Source organism: Pseudomonas sp. GW821-FHT05D12 (genome assembly GCF_059419825.1).
In genome coordinates, this window is the sequence record NZ_JBWKSN010000007.1 from 207,259 (window position 1) to 221,854 (window position 14,596).

At 56.4% G+C, this 14,596-nt stretch carries 13 protein-coding genes; 1 reads left to right on the forward strand and 12 read right to left on the reverse strand.

Going from position 1 to position 14,596, the window contains the following annotated elements:
• Nucleotides 1–6 precede the first annotated feature (6 nt).
• From AC07SI_RS15580 to wbpA, 3 genes are all read right to left on the reverse strand, one after another.
• Entirely contained in the window at nucleotides 7–1,893 is a 1,887-nt protein-coding gene (locus AC07SI_RS15580; protein ID WP_495006023.1) for an acyltransferase family protein, read from the reverse strand.
• 67 nt (nucleotides 1,894–1,960) lie between these two features.
• Entirely contained in the window at nucleotides 1,961–2,911 is a 951-nt protein-coding gene (locus tag AC07SI_RS15585) for a Gfo/Idh/MocA family protein (protein WP_201143774.1), read from the reverse strand.
• Nucleotides 2,912–2,991: 80 nt separating this feature from the next.
• Nucleotides 2,992–4,305, reverse strand: a complete 1,314-nt coding sequence (gene wbpA / locus AC07SI_RS15590) for a UDP-N-acetyl-D-glucosamine 6-dehydrogenase (RefSeq protein ID WP_495006024.1) — start codon at nucleotides 4,303–4,305, stop codon at nucleotides 2,992–2,994.
• Between the two features lie 834 nt (nucleotides 4,306–5,139).
• Between wbpA and AC07SI_RS15595 the strand changes: the two genes are divergently transcribed.
• Nucleotides 5,140–5,469, forward strand: a complete 330-nt coding sequence (locus AC07SI_RS15595) for a hypothetical protein (protein ID WP_495006079.1) — start codon at nucleotides 5,140–5,142, stop codon at nucleotides 5,467–5,469.
• Here AC07SI_RS15595 and AC07SI_RS15600 read toward each other — a convergent pair.
• From AC07SI_RS15600 to serC, 9 genes are all read right to left on the reverse strand, one after another.
• Nucleotides 5,384–5,626: a LapA family protein gene (locus tag AC07SI_RS15600; protein ID WP_495006025.1), complete on the reverse strand. Its 243-nt coding sequence runs from the start codon at nucleotides 5,624–5,626 to the stop codon at nucleotides 5,384–5,386. The two genes, AC07SI_RS15595 and AC07SI_RS15600, sit on opposite strands and share 86 nt — an antisense overlap.
• Before the next feature lie 29 nt (nucleotides 5,627–5,655).
• Complete coding sequence (ihfB, locus tag AC07SI_RS15605) at nucleotides 5,656–5,952, reverse strand: integration host factor subunit beta (protein ID WP_008437689.1); 297 nt, start codon at nucleotides 5,950–5,952, stop codon at nucleotides 5,656–5,658.
• A gap of 132 nt (nucleotides 5,953–6,084) precedes the next feature.
• The gene (locus tag AC07SI_RS15610; protein ID WP_065901830.1) at nucleotides 6,085–6,372 is read right to left on the reverse strand and encodes a hypothetical protein; all 288 of its coding nucleotides are present in this window, start codon (nucleotides 6,370–6,372) and stop codon (nucleotides 6,085–6,087) included.
• A 160-nt stretch (nucleotides 6,373–6,532) separates the two neighbouring features.
• A complete protein-coding gene (gene rpsA, locus AC07SI_RS15615; RefSeq protein ID WP_065901832.1) occupies nucleotides 6,533–8,224 on the reverse strand; it encodes a 30S ribosomal protein S1 in 1,692 nt (563 codons plus the stop codon).
• A 119-nt stretch (nucleotides 8,225–8,343) separates the two neighbouring features.
• Nucleotides 8,344–9,033, reverse strand: a complete 690-nt coding sequence (gene cmk, locus AC07SI_RS15620; protein ID WP_003172653.1) for a (d)CMP kinase — start codon at nucleotides 9,031–9,033, stop codon at nucleotides 8,344–8,346.
• A complete protein-coding gene (locus AC07SI_RS15625) occupies nucleotides 9,030–11,240 on the reverse strand; it encodes a bifunctional prephenate dehydrogenase/3-phosphoshikimate 1-carboxyvinyltransferase (RefSeq protein WP_495006026.1) in 2,211 nt (736 codons plus the stop codon). The genes cmk and AC07SI_RS15625 overlap by 4 nt, the downstream gene beginning before the upstream one ends.
• A 28-nt stretch (nucleotides 11,241–11,268) precedes the next feature.
• The gene (gene hisC / locus AC07SI_RS15630) at nucleotides 11,269–12,381 is read right to left on the reverse strand and encodes a histidinol-phosphate transaminase (RefSeq protein ID WP_106804783.1); all 1,113 of its coding nucleotides are present in this window, start codon (nucleotides 12,379–12,381) and stop codon (nucleotides 11,269–11,271) included.
• A gap of 9 nt (nucleotides 12,382–12,390) precedes the next feature.
• Nucleotides 12,391–13,485, reverse strand: coding sequence for a prephenate dehydratase (gene pheA, locus AC07SI_RS15635; protein ID WP_034096534.1), 1,095 nt, complete (start codon nucleotides 13,483–13,485; stop codon nucleotides 12,391–12,393).
• Nucleotides 13,485–14,570 (reverse strand): 3-phosphoserine/phosphohydroxythreonine transaminase, encoded by a 1,086-nt coding sequence (gene serC, locus AC07SI_RS15640; protein WP_065901837.1) that lies wholly within the window; start codon nucleotides 14,568–14,570, stop codon nucleotides 13,485–13,487. The genes pheA and serC overlap by 1 nt, the downstream gene beginning before the upstream one ends.
• Nucleotides 14,571–14,596 lie beyond the last annotated feature (26 nt).

The following is a 14,596-nucleotide window of genomic DNA, read 5'->3' on the forward strand; positions in this document are numbered from 1 at the left end:
GTCCATTCAGAGCCGAGGCATTAACAATGTTTCGATCAGCGGCGTAGCAAATACGCCATACGCGCGAGCACCTATTTCATTGAGATGACTATTATCCATGTAAATAAGTTGGCCTTGATGATAAGGAGCGTCTGCAAAAAACTCGCTGCGGGATAAATCTAAGAACTCAGCCCCCTTGTAGTGGCCGACAACAGCGGCGACCTTCGCATTCTCCTGCCGCCAATCCTTGTCTTCACTGACGCGAGTAGGCAAGCCAAGCGCTTCAAAACGTCGCACCCGAAGCAAACTGACATCAAACATCGGCACTTGAGCAAGGACAATGACACGCACATTGCGTTTAGTTGTCTGTTCCAGAAAATTCGAAAACGCAGTCATGAATGCCGGGTTTGGGGCCTGCCATTGCCACATTGCAGCGACAACAATAACTCGGGCCTGCTCCACATAAGGCGCCAGCGCAGAGATCTGGGAGCGACAAGAGGCCTGGGCAAACTCGGGTAACCGCTCAACATCAAACCCAGGAATCGGTACGCAACTGCTTCCGGTAATAACTCTCGCAGAAAATTTGTTTTTCTCGCCGACGACGTCAAAAAACTCATTCAATTGTGCAGCGTGGCTGTCACCAAGCACCAGCACACTTGGCTTTTCGGCATGATCTCCTCGCACACAGTCACCCACGATCTGCCCGTGGCATATTTCCGCGCCGGATGCATAACGGGTCATCTCCACGGGCAGGGGTGTTTCAACAGAACCATTGAGCCGCGAACTCAAAATGTAGACGAGCGTGGCGACAAGCATAATAACCCCCGCTCCCAAGGCACGCCCCCACATTCCACGCCCTCTTCGCGCAGGCTCTTCCACCCACCGGAAGGACATCCAAGAAAGCAAGTAAGTGATGACGACAAAACTGAACAACCACACACCCGGTAACTCATCATGACCCAGGTAATAACGCATGAACGCCAAGACCGGCCAATGCCAGAGATAAAGCGAATAAGAGAGGGCCCCCAACCACACAAAAGCCCGCGTGGAAATAAATTGGCTAACGAAACTGCCTTTTGCCGCAATCAGCATGCCGGTTGCCAAGCACGGCAAGACAGCAGAAACCCCAGGGAAATGCTTTTCGTCTATGTAAACGAAGCAAGCACCCAGCAAGGCTAAACCGGCAACCGAAACCACGGAGGCAACCTGGGATGACCAACGATTACCAACACCTGCAACGGCAATGAACGCACCTACCAGAAACTCAGGCACTCGCGCCGCAAGCGAGAAATAGACGTGCTTTGAGTTTTCCGGAAGGCTCAGCGCCCATTCTGCGTAAACAAAAAAAGCAACACACATCCCACCCAACAACGGACCCAGCCACTTGCGTGGTGTCCACAAAATCAAGGCCGGCAAGAAAACATAGAACTGCATTTCAATAGCCAACGACCATGTATGCAGTAAGGGGAGCTCATGTGCCCCCGGAGCGAAATAGCTGCCAAAACCGGAAAAATATTGATTACTCAGAAAGAAAAAGGCAGAAACCAAAGATTTCTTAAAGTAGGAGAAATCACTATGAATAAATAAAATCGAAGAGATACAGGTCACGACCACAAGCATGACGATATACACGGGCACGATGCGCTTGACCCGTTGCCAGTAAAAACCGCCCCAACTAAAAGCTTTTTCACGTTCAATAATGATAGAAGAAATCAAGAAACCGGAAATTACAAAAAAAATATCTACGCCTATAAAGCCAGCAGGGAGCCAACTTCTTTGCGCATGGAAAATTATTACTGCAAGGACCGCAATGGCTCGCAGTCCCTGCACATCACCGCGGAATTTGAGCTTCGCGTCAGAGAGTCCTGCTTCAGCAACGAAACCAGGCGCATTTCTTGTTCCAATCAGGTTCACTAAGCTTGCTCAACTTCTCAACAGGAGTAGAAGTGGATGGCTTCACCAGCCATCCATCAGGTCGATGTTATTTTAGTAATTCAGAAAGGATCGGATGACCCTCTCCATTTTCGGGCCTCACAACGGTGGCAGCACGAATCGCCTCGACTGTCTGTACGCAATGGCGAGCGTCTTCTATTCCATAACCACGACCGGCCAATATTTCCTGATAACTCGTGGTATGAAGATCGGTGAACCCCTCCGAGAACTCCAACTCTTCACCCTCTACGGTGATAGAGCGATAGGTCGATTTTTTGCCTTTAACGGAGGCCGGCAAATCATTAGCGTCAATGGTCAAGAACCAACGTACTTTTGCCTTTTCGTACTCCAGGTAACCTGCGGCCTTGTATTCACTAACAAAGTGCACGACGTTGCGTTCCAGCTTGCCAAAAACGAAGTGCAACATGTCATAAAAGTGGACACCGATATTGGTCGCAACACCAAATGACTTGCGTGGATCGCCCTTCCAGCTTTCCATATACCACTTGCCACGCGATGTCATGTAGGTAAGCTCTACTTCGTACTTATCTTCTCTCTTTTCGCTGGCAACCTTTGCTTTCAAGTCGAGAATGGCTTGATGGTGACGAAGCTGAAGAATATTAAATACGCGCTTACCGGTCTCCACCTCTACACGAGCAAGCTCATCAAGGATCTCAGTGGTCGGTACAAGCGGCTTCTCGCAAATGACATCGCACCCAAGACGCAAGCCGGCAACAATGTGTGCGTGATGCAAATAATTTGGCGAGCAGATAGCGACGTAATCGAGTGCGGTATTTGGATCCCGCTTCAGGCGAAAAGCATGTTCTTGAAAACGCTCAAACTCGGTAAAGAATTCGCTGTTTGGGGATAGGCTGTCGATGATACCGACCGAGTCATTGATGTCATACGCCGAAGCCAGCACGTTGCCAGTGTCTTTGATCGCGCGCATGTGGCGGGGCGCGATATATCCGGCAGCACCGATAAGAGCGAAATTTTTCATTGAGTCTTCCTAAAGCATTCGAGGAGTCCCAGCACACCCTTGTCGGGGGGCTGGGAGGGCGTATCAATCAAGATGGCAGATTATGCCTTCACAATATGAGGCGCTGCTTCACGGTACTTGCCGCGACTGTCCACAATCAGCTGGGCGGACGTCTTGATCAGCTCGTAATCGAACTTCTCATGATCAGTTGCCAACACAACCGCATCAAAGCCTGCCAACGTTTCTGACGTCAGCTCTACGCTCCCGAGATCAAAATGGTGTTCACGCATCTTGGGGAAAACCGGAACATGCGGATCGCTGTAGGCAATGGTGCAGCCTTTAGCCTGGAGCATCTCCATAATTTCCACCGATGGCGACTCACGCATATCGTCCACGTTTTTCTTGTAGGCGATCCCGAGCACCAGGATTTTACTGCCCTTGAGCGGCTTACCACGCTCATTGAGGCCATCTGCAAGCTTACTGACAACATACTCAGGCATTGCCTGGTTGACTTCCCCGGACAGCTCAATGAAGCGGGTATGCAAGCCATACTCACGCGCCTTCCACGTCAGATAAAACGGGTCGATCGGAATGCAGTGCCCCCCCAGGCCCGGGCCTGGGTAATAAGCGGTGAAGCCGAATGGCTTCGTGGCTGCGGCATCCACCACTTCAAAAATGTCGATCCCCATGCGGTCGGCAACGACTTTCATCTCGTTGACAAGGCCAATGTTGACGGCGCGATGAATATTTTCCAGCAGCTTGGTCATTTCTGCTGCCTTGGTTGAGCTGACAGGCACAACCTGATCGATCGCCTGCTCATAAAGCGCCGTCCCAACTTCCAGGCATGCTGCTGTGTCACCGCCGATAATTTTCGGGATCGTACGGGTTTCGAAATTTGGATTCCCCGGGTCTTCGCGCTCTGGTGAATACACCAGGAAGATATCCTCGCCCACTACAAGACCGCCTTCCTGAACGCGGGGCAGCAGCTCCTCAACGGTCGTACCCGGGTAAGTGGTACTCTCAAGCGATACGATTTGACCAGCACGCAGATAAGGCTTGATCGCATCAGTGGTGTTGATGACGAAGCTCATGTCAGGTTCGCGATACTTGTTCAAGGGCGTGGGTACGCACAAGATCAACGCATCACACTCTGCCACTCGGGCAAAATCAACTGTTGCTTCAAACCCCGAATTACGCGCTGCGGCAATCTTGGCGGAAGAAATATGTTCGATATAACTCTTACCGGCGTTAAGGTCGTCGACCTTCTCCACGTCGATATCAATGCCAAGCACGCGAAAGCCAATCGCATTGTAACGAAGCATTAAAGGCAGACCGACATACCCAAGGCCAACAATCCCGATCAACGCTTCCTTATTTTTGAACTTGGTAACACTGGCCAGCTTCTGCAGGTGCATCAGTAACGCTCCAATTAAACTATATAAATTTGAAAGTCAGCTTGTGGCCCTTCAAATGGCGACCTCCCTCAAATCGGTCCACCGCCCGACGGCGACCGGATACACACCTATCCTTTTTGCGGACAGACAATCATGGTGCATGGTGTACCAAGGGTAGCTTTCCGAAAGCGAGTCGCTTCGTATCAGACATGGCACGAATTAAATCATAGCTTCGCCCCAAAATCCGCATAAAGATTCCGGCGTGAGGGCCCGGCACCGTGATAGATATGTCGGAGCCTTCACTCACCGATGCCGGCAGCCGCCCTCACGGCAGCACCTGCCCCGGTTCGCTTCGGGGTTCACCGAAGGTGCTTTTCGGGGTCGAGAAAAATCTGCGGCCAATCCATTCCTAGTTGACCTGCTCCCATTCTGAAAATGGACAGCATCGAGCGAACTGTAAAGCCTATCGCATTTTTCGATACATCCACTGAACTCCCCTCATCACATGAAGGCGCTACATCCATCGCGTACAGGAACGAACACGGCCAACACACTCCGAAATAGTTGTAATACCTATAACTTGCCAGTGACCCCTTAATATAGACGCGGCATTTTAATATTTATACACACTCTAATAAACACACCAAGCCCTCCCTAACAACAGCTAAAGATCTCTTCCTCACGGAAAGCGCGGCAACAAACCTCATGACATGCAGAGAAGGACGAAGAGAACTCGGCGATCGCCAACACCGAGAGCATAGTTCTCCCGAAAGAAAGCGCCGCGCACTCGATAGAAACTCAGACTAGGGGCTTTATATCTAAATCAACTCACCATCCCGGCTAAAAATATAGCGCATGCAAGACAGTGGCATTGATAAATTGATGAACTCCAGCCTATTCATCAAAGCTGAAGAACCTGAATGCCCTGCAGAAAGCAAAGCGAGATCAGATTCATTTTTTGGATGGACAGCCACTCTCGTCGAAGGCTACTTATCCGGCAATGATCACACCTACACTGACACCGGCACCACACCGGAAACCAGGCAGACTGCATATCGCCTTGCGACAGACCACGCCGCCTTCAACACACGCCCCACAACTAACTCGCGGACGAAAAAGACTGCTTATGCGATTTTCGGCGAAACAATAAAACCAATACGGGACCAGCAAGCAAACCAACGATAAGCGCTAATACTACAAAGACTGAAACAGGCATTTGCGATGTGGACCAGCCCAACACCGAAAGCGTCGTCTTCTGCTGGTTCTCAAGTATGAATGCCAAAACCATCAAGGCTATGAGCAACACTGTCAATACCGCAACAATACGCTTAATTCCGCGCATACTTTTGACCCTCCCTCTCTTAAAAACACTCAGACGCTTTCTTCCTCATCCTCATTCACCCGATCCCGCAACTCCTTCCCCGGCTTGAAATGAGGCACAAACTTCCCATCCAGACTCACCGACTGCCCAGTCTTGGGGTTCCGCCCCACACGCGGTGCGCGGTAGTGCAGGGAGAAGCTGCCAAACCCACGGATCTCAATCCGATCCCCGGTAGCCAGGCACTGGGACATTTGCTCGAGCATGGTCTTGATGGCCAGCTCGACATCCTTGGATGAGAGCAGCCCTTGATGGGTGACAATTCGTTCGATCAACTCCGACTTCGTCATATTTTTCCCTTCTTTTTCAAGCAGCTAGGAAAAGCGCTTCGAAGGTTTTAGCATGACTTGATGAATTTGAACAGCCCGCGCAGCAACTTATCTGCGGGATAGATGGAAGCCTTTATGGCCGGCGCGACGCCATCAATTGCAGATCACCAGCATGGTACGGGTTACGGCGCCAGCAGGGTTCCAGCCGAACAGGTAGTCGCCCTCTTCGTCCTTGGCATCACTGGAACGGGTGATCACCTTGTAGCCCTGCATCTTGCACTCGCGGGCGGCGCGCTTCTCGCACTTCTCCCATTTGTTGCCCAAGCCCGAGCAATCGATCTCGATGCCGCTGACTCCACGCTTGGCGTGGGTCTTGGCGCTGGTACTGGAGCAACCTGCAAGCACTACTAGCACTGCAAATAGCACGATAAGCCTGTTCATTTAAATCCTTATCAAAACAACCACGCTGGAACAGCTTTCATGAAGACTATAGTCAGTTCTGACAGTGAGCTGCGCGTCTTGGTTCTCGATGTTGATTCAACGAATTTCAGGCACAAAAAAGGGCGACCGAAGTCGCCCTTTTTCTATGGTCTGACAGAACTTAGTTCTGTTTTTCCATTTGCGCACGCAGCAGAGCACCAAGAGTGGTGTCAACTGGAGCATCCGACGAGGCTGGCTTGTCGCGCAGGCTCTGGATGGCTTCTTTCTCTTCGATCTCGTCTTTCGACTTGATGGAGAGTTGGATTACGCGGCTCTTGCGGTCAACGCTGATGATCTTGGCTTCTACTTCCTGGCCTTCTTTCAGAACGTTGCGCGCGTCTTCAACGCGGTCACGGCTGATTTCGGAGGCTTTCAGAGTCGCTTCGATATCGTCGGCCAGAGTGATGATGGCGCCTTTAGCGTCAACTTCTTTCACAGTGCCCTTAACGATTGCGCCTTTGTCGTTCTCTTGAACGTACTCGGAGAACGGATCGCTTTCCAGCTGCTTGATACCCAGGGAGATACGCTCGCGCTCTGGGTCAACCGACAGGATAACGGTGTCCAGCTCGTCGCCCTTCTTGAAACGACGAACAGCTTCTTCGCCCACTTCGTTCCAGGAGATATCGGACAGGTGAACCAGGCCGTCGATGCCGCCGTCCAGACCAATGAAGATACCGAAATCGGTGATCGACTTGATGGTGCCGGAGATTTTATCGCCCTTGTTGAACTGGCCAGAGAAATCTTCCCATGGGTTAGATTTGCACTGCTTGATGCCCAGGGAGATACGACGACGCTCTTCGTCGATGTCCAGAACCATAACTTCCACTTCGTCGCCGACTTGTACGACTTTCGAAGGGTGGATGTTCTTGTTGGTCCAGTCCATTTCGGAAACGTGTACCAGGCCTTCCACGCCTTCTTCCAGCTCTGCGAAGCAGCCGTAGTCGGTCAGGTTGGTAACGCGCGCGGTCACGCGAGTGCTTTCTGGGTAACGGGCTTTGATAGCAACCCATGGATCTTCACCCAGCTGCTTCAGGCCCAGGGAAACACGGTTGCGCTCGCGATCGTATTTCAGAACCTTGACATCGATCTCGTCGCCAACGTTGACGATTTCGGAAGGATGCTTGATACGCTTCCAAGCCATGTCGGTAATGTGCAGCAGGCCATCGACGCCACCCAGATCGACGAATGCGCCGTAATCGGTGAGGTTCTTGACGATACCTTTGACTTGCTGGCCTTCCTGCAGGGATTCCAGCAGAGCTTCACGCTCGGCGGAGTTTTCTGCTTCCAGGACGCTGCGACGGGAAACGACAACGTTGTTGCGTTTCTGGTCGAGTTTGATGACCTTGAATTCGAGTTCTTTGCCTTCCAGGTGCGTGGTGTCGCGCACTGGACGAACGTCGACCAAAGAACCTGGCAGGAACGCACGGATGCCGTTAACGTCGACAGTGAAGCCGCCTTTAACCTTACCGTTGATAACGCCCTTGACCACTTCTTCAGCTGCGAAGGCTGCTTCGAGAACAATCCAGCATTCAGCGCGCTTGGCTTTTTCACGGGACAGCTTGGTTTCACCGAAACCGTCTTCAACCGAGTCCAGAGCAACGTGAACTTCGTCACCGACATTGATAGTCAGGTCGCCAGCATCGTTGTAGAACTGTTCCAGCGGGATCAGAGCTTCAGACTTCAGACCAGCGTGAACGGTTACCCAGCGAGCTTGGTAATCGATATCAACGATAACACCGGTGATGATGGAGCCTGCCTGAAGGTTCAGGGTTTTTAGGCTTTCTTCAAAGAGTTCCGCAAAGCTTTCGCTCATTTTAATTCCTGTTGATAAGGGCGAAGAATACGCCCATCTCCACACCCCAGACGGTGTGGGTTAGTTTCAATTAGAAGAAGCGCCCCAGGACTATGACTGGTCCCCTGCGGCCTTCTTGGTCACCCGGCGATATCGCGAATGGCGATTTCGCTCAAGATGCGTTCCAGCACCTGCTCGATGGACAACTCCGTGGAATCCAGCTGTATGGCATCAGCCGCCGGCTTTAGCGGGGCTACTGCGCGCTGGGTATCACGCTCATCGCGTGCACGGATCTCATCTAGCAGACTCGACAGACTAACACCATCGACTTTGCCCTTCAACTGCAAGTAGCGGCGGCGCGCCCGCTCCTCGGCACTGGCGGTGAGGAAAATCTTCAGCGGCGCCTCCGGAAACACCACCGTGCCCATGTCGCGACCATCGGCGACCAGGCCCGGCGGCTCCTGAAACGCCCGCTGACGCTGCAGCAAGGCATCGCGCACGGCCGGCAGCGCGGCAACCTGGGAGGCCCAGGAACCGACTTGTTCATTGCGCAGGTCATCGGTCACATCATCGCCTTCAAGGATGATGCGCTGGGGATGACCTTCCGTCGCCCCGACAAACTGCACATCAAGATGCGCCGCCAGCAGCTTCAGCGATTCTTCGTTGGTCAGGTCGACGCCATGGTTGCGTGCGGCAAACGCCAGCAGGCGGTACAGCGCGCCGGAATCGAGCAGACACCAGCCCAGGCGCTTGGCCAGGATGCCGGCGATCGTGCCTTTGCCCGAGCCACTTGGCCCGTCGATGGTAATCACCGGTGCTTTGATATTCACAATTGAGCCTCTTGGGCAACACGGATGCCGACGTGGGCACACAGTGTAAGAAAGTTCGGAAAAGACGTAGCAACATTGGCGCAGTCACGGATACGAATAGGTGCCGTCGCCCGCAGGGAAGCCACACTGAACGCCATGGCAATCCGGTGATCACCCTGGGCGTGCACTTCACCACCGCCCATCAGGCCACCGTCAATGATAATCCCATCGGGAGTCGGTTCACACTTCACGCCCAGCGCCAACAGACCGTCGGCCATGACCTGGATACGGTCGGATTCCTTCACGCGCAGCTCCTGCGCCCCGCGCAACACAGTGCGGCCCTTGGCACAGGCCGCCGCGACAAACAGCACCGGAAACTCATCGATCGCCAACGGCACCAAAGCTTCGGGGATCTCGATACCGTTCAGGGCCGCAGCACGCACACGCAGGTCCGCGACAGGCTCGCCGCCTACTTCACGCGGGTTTTCCAAGGTGATATCTGCGCCCATGAGCCGCAGGATATCGATCACCCCGGTCCGCGTCGGGTTGACGCCGACATGCTCCAGCAACAATTCGGAACCCTCGGCAATCGACGCCGCCACCAGGAAAAACGCCGACGAGGAAATATCCCCCGGCACTTCTATATGGGTAGCGGTCAGTGCATGACCCGATTGCACCGACGCGGTCGCGCCACTCACCGCCACCGGGTAGCCAAAACCGCGCAACATGCGCTCGGTATGGTCACGGGTCGGCGCGGGCTCGGTCACCGAAGTCTCGCCCTCGGCGTACAACCCGGCCAGTAACAGGCAGGATTTGACCTGTGCACTGGCCATCGGCATCGAATAGGCCAGGCCTTTCAACACTTGGCCGCCGCGGATGGTCAATGGCGGACGCCCTTCCGGACCGGTCTCGATCACCGCGCCCATTTCCCGCAGCGGCTTGGCCACGCGGCTCATCGGGCGCTTGGACAAGGACGCATCGCCAGTCAACACGCTGTCGAAGCTTTGCGCCGCCAACAACCCCGACAGCAGCCGCATGGATGTGCCGGAGTTACCCAGGTAGATCGGCCCCGGCGCGGCTTTCAAGCCATGCAAGCCCACGCCATGAATGGTCACGCGCCCATGGTGCGGACCTTCGATGACGACCCCCATGTCACGAAAAGCCTGCAACGTCGCCAGGGCGTCTTCACCTTCGAGGAAACCTTCGACCTCTGTCACACCCTCAGCCAAAGAGCCGAGCATGATCGAGCGATGCGAGATCGACTTGTCACCCGGCACCCGGATACGTCCGCTCAAGCGGCCGCCCGGGCTGGCGAGGAAGGTCAGGTCATCGGCGTTCACGGCAGTTTCCATATAGGCCCGGCGCGCCAGGATCTTGCTGAAATGCTCACGCGCCACCCGCGCACGGGTGAACACGCCCAACAACTGATGGCCATCCCCGGCATCAACCGCGTCGCGCAGGGCGTCGAGGTCGCTGCGAAAGGTGTCCAGGGTGCGCAACACCGCTTCGCGGTTAGCGAGGAAGATGTCGTGCCACATCACGGGGTCGCTGCCGGCAATCCGCGTGAAATCGCGAAAGCCACCGGCGGCGTAACGGAAAATCTCGAGGTTTTCATTGCGCTTGGCCAGCGAGTCCACCAGGCCAAATGCCAGCAGATGCGGCAAGTGACTGGTCGCCGCCAGCACTTCGTCGTGGCGCTCGACCTGCATATGCTCCACGTCAGCGCCCAGCTCACGCCACAGCCGGTCAACCACGGCCAACGCCGCAGGATCGGTCTGCTCGAGCGGCGTCAGGATCACCTTATGGCGCCGGAACAGCTGCGCATTCGATGCCTCCACACCACTCTGCTCGGAACCGGCAATCGGATGGCCCGGCACGAAGCGCGCGGGCATGCCGCCAAACGCCTGTTGCGCCGCGCGCACTACGTTGCCCTTGGCGCTGCCGACGTCCGTCAGGATCGCCTGCCCCAGGTCCATGCCCGCCAATACCGCCAGCAATTTCTCCATGGCCAGGATCGGCACCGCCAACTGGATCACGTCAGCGCCCTGGCATGCGAGTGCCAGGTTCGCCTCGCAGCGATCCACCACGCCCAACTCGACCGCCAGCTTGCGCGATTGCGGGTCCAGGTCCACACCGACCACTTCGCCACACAACCCACTCTCACGCAGGCCTTTGGCGAAGGAGCCGCCGATCAACCCCAGACCGACCACCACCAGGCGACCGATCATAGGCACAACAGGTTGCAATGCAGTGACATCAACCACGAGCCAGAACCTTGGCCAACGCCTCCAGGAAGCGGCTGTTTTCTGCCGGCAAGCCAATGGTGATACGCAGGTGGTTCGGCATACCGTAGTTAGCCACCGGACGCACGATCACGCCTTCGCGCAGCAGGCCCTGGAATACCGGCGCAGCCACTTGGCCGAGGTCGACACAGATGAAGTTGCCCTTGGACGGAATCCAGCCCAGGCCCAGTTCGCGAAAGCCTGCCTGCAACTGCAACATGCCGCTTTCGTTGATGCGCCGGCCCTCTTCCAGGTATTCGGCATCCTGCACGGCGGCACAGGCCGCCGCCAGCGCGAGGCTGTTGACGTTGAACGGTTGGCGCACGCGGTTCAGCACGTCCGCGACGACCGCCGTGGAGAGGCCGTAGCCCACCCGCAACGACGCCAGGCCATAGGCCTTGGAAAAGGTGCGCGAGACCAGCAGGTTCGGGTAGGCCGCCAGGAAGTCGAGGCCGTCCGGCAGGTCGCTGCCTTCGGCGTACTCGATGTAGGCCTCGTCCAGCACCACCAGCACGTGCTCCGGCACATCCTGCAGGAAGTCGTTCAGCGCCTGCGCGTCGAACCAGGTGCCCGTCGGGTTGTTCGGGTTGGCGATGAACACCACACGGGTCTGGGCGTCGATGGCTGCCAGCATGGCCGGCAGGTCGTGGCCCCACTCCTTCGCAGGAATGATGCGTGCATCAGCGCCGACCGCCTGGGTCACGATCGGATAAACCGCAAACGCGTGTTCGCTGAACACCGCGTTGAGGCCCGGCGCCAGGTAGGCACGGCCGACCAGCTCGAGAATGTCGTTGGAACCGTTGCCCAAGGTCACCTGGCTCAGCTCGACCCGGCACTTCTGCGCCAGCAGGGACTTGAGCGCAAAGCCGTTGCCATCGGGGTAGCGGGTCAGCTCGGCCAGCTCCTCCCGAATGGCCGCCAACACCTTGGGGCTTGGGCCCAGCGGGTTTTCGTTACTGGCCAACTTGACGATCTTCGAAGGATCCAGGTTCAACTCACGCGCCAGCTCGTCCACAGGCTTGCCTGGAACGTAAGGCGACAGTTGTTGCACGCCCGGCTGAGCCAGGGCGAGGAAGTTGCCACTCATGTTAAAGCCTCACAAAACCGCTTTCGGGTAAGAGCCCAGCACTTTGAGTGCCACGGCTTCCTGACTGATTTTCTCGAGCACACCCTTGACCAGTGGGTCGCGGTGATGGCCGACGAAGTCGATAAAGAACACGTAAGTCCATTTACCGCTGCGCGAAGGACGAGTCTCGATACGCGTCAGGTCAATCCCGTTGTCGTGGAACGGCACCAGCAGCTCATGCAGCGCGCCGGGCTTGTTGCTCATGGAGACGATGATCGACGTCTTGTCGTCGCCGGTCGGCGGCACTTCCTGGTTGCCGATCATCAGGAACCGCGTGGAGTTGTCCGGGCGATCCTCGATTTTCTCGGCCAGGCGCGTCAGGCCATACAGGCCCGCCGCCATGTCACCGGCAATGGCCGCCGAATTCCACTCACCCTTGACCCGCTTGGCCGCCTCGGCATTGCTGGACACCGCCACGCGCTCGACATTCGGATAATGCGCGTCCAGCCACTTGCGGCACTGGGCCAGCGACTGGGCGTGGGAGTAGATACGGCTGATGCTGTCGGTCTTGGTGTTCTCGCCCACCAGCAGGTGATGGTGGATGCGCAGCTCGACTTCGCCACAGATCACCATGTCGTGCTCGAGGAAGCTGTCCAGCGTGTGGTTGACCGCGCCTTCGGTGGAGTTTTCCACCGGCACCACGCCAAAGTTCACGGCACCGGCCGCCACTTCACGAAACACTTCGTCGATCGCCGCCATTGGCTTGCTGATCACCGCGTGGCCGAAGTGCTTCATGGCCGCCGCCTGGGTGAAGGTGCCTTCAGGCCCGAGGTAAGCCACTTTCAGTGGCTGCTCCAGCGCCAGGCAGGAAGACATGATTTCACGGAACAACCGCGCCATCTCTTCATTGCCCAATGGGCCCTTGTTGCGCTCCATCACGCGCTTGAGCACCTGGGCTTCACGCTCAGGCCGGTAGAACACTGGCACTTCGCCTTCAGCCAGGGAGGCCATCTTTACCCGTGCCACTTCCTGGGCGCACCGCGCGCGCTCACTGATCAGCTCCAGGACTTTCTCGTCCAGGCTGTCAATGCGCACGCGCAGGGCCTTGAGTTCTTGCTCAGACATTAGCCGTGTTCCTTTTCGAACTCTGCCATGTAGGCCACCAACGCGTTGATGGCGTGGATGTCGACAGCGTTGTAGATGGAGGCGCGCATGCCACCGACCGAACGGTGGCCCTTGAGGTTCAGCAGGCCGCGCGCGTCGGCACCGGCCAGGAACGGCTTGTCCAGGCGGTCATCGGCCAGGCGGAACGGCACGTTCATCCACGAGCGGTCGGTCAGGTTGATCGGGTTGCTGTACAGGCCGCTGGCGTCGATGAAGTCGTACAGGGTGCGCTTCTTCTCTTCGTTCAGCTTGCCCATGGCAGCCACGCCGCCCTGCTCCTTGAGCCACTCGAAGACCAGGCCGGACAGGTACCAGGCGAACGCCGGCGGGGTGTTGTACATCGAGCCGTTATCGGCCGCGACCTTGTAGTTGAGCATGGTCGGGCACAGCGAACGGGCACGACCCAGCAGGTCTTCGCGGATGATGTTGACCAGGATGCCGCTCGGGCCGATGTTCTTCTGCGCGCCGGCGTAGATCATGCCGTACCTGGACACATCGATCGGGCGCGAGAGGATGTCCGAGGACATGTCGCACACCAGCGGGACGTCGCCTACTTCCGGTACCCAGTCGAATTCCAGGCCGCCGATGGTTTCGTTCGCGACGTAGTGCACGTAGGCCGCGTCCTTCGACAGCTTCCACTCGTTCTGGCCGGGAATGGCGAAGTAGTCGTAGGGCTTGGCGGTACCGGCAACGTTGACGTGACCGTAGCGCGAAGCCTCTTCAATGGCCTTCTGGCCCCAGATACCGGTGTCGATGTAGTCGGCGGTGCCGTCTTCCGGCAGCAGGTTCAGGGGCAGCTGGGCGAACTGCTGGCTGGCGCCGCCCTGCAGGAACAACACTTTGTAGTTGGATGGGATGTCCAGCAAGTCGCGCAGATCCTGCTCGGCCTTGGTGGCAATGGACACGAACTCATCGCTGCGATGGCTCATTTCCATCACGGAGAGGCCTTTTCCATGCCAGTCGAGGAGTTCACCCTGCGCACGCTGCAGGACTGCTTCAGGAAGCGCCGCGGGACCGGCACAGAAGTTATAGGCTCTCTTGCTCACATCCAATCTCACTCTGATCTGGTGGG

Excerpts from the sequence above, each read along its gene's own strand:
- AC07SI_RS15585 (WP_201143774.1), bottom strand. The coding sequence starts at position 2,911 with ATGAAAAATTTCGCTCTTATCGGTGCTGCCGGATATATCGCGCCCCGC.
- wbpA (WP_495006024.1), bottom strand. The coding sequence starts at position 4,305 with ATGCACCTGCAGAAGCTGGCCAGTGTTACCAAGTTCAAAAATAAGGAA.
- AC07SI_RS15595 (WP_495006079.1), top strand. The coding sequence starts at position 5,140 with ATGCAAGACAGTGGCATTGATAAATTGATGAACTCCAGCCTATTCATC.
- AC07SI_RS15600 (WP_495006025.1), bottom strand. The coding sequence starts at position 5,626 with ATGCGCGGAATTAAGCGTATTGTTGCGGTATTGACAGTGTTGCTCATA.
- ihfB (WP_008437689.1), bottom strand. The coding sequence starts at position 5,952 with ATGACGAAGTCGGAGTTGATCGAACGAATTGTCACCCATCAAGGGCTG.
- AC07SI_RS15610 (WP_065901830.1), bottom strand. The coding sequence starts at position 6,372 with ATGAACAGGCTTATCGTGCTATTTGCAGTGCTAGTAGTGCTTGCAGGT.
- rpsA (WP_065901832.1), bottom strand. The coding sequence starts at position 8,224 with ATGAGCGAAAGCTTTGCGGAACTCTTTGAAGAAAGCCTAAAAACCCTG.
- AC07SI_RS15625 (WP_495006026.1), bottom strand. The coding sequence starts at position 11,240 with ATGATCGGTCGCCTGGTGGTGGTCGGTCTGGGGTTGATCGGCGGCTCC.
- hisC (WP_106804783.1), bottom strand. The coding sequence starts at position 12,381 with ATGAGTGGCAACTTCCTCGCCCTGGCTCAGCCGGGCGTGCAACAACTG.
- pheA (WP_034096534.1), bottom strand. The coding sequence starts at position 13,485 with ATGTCTGAGCAAGAACTCAAGGCCCTGCGCGTGCGCATTGACAGCCTG.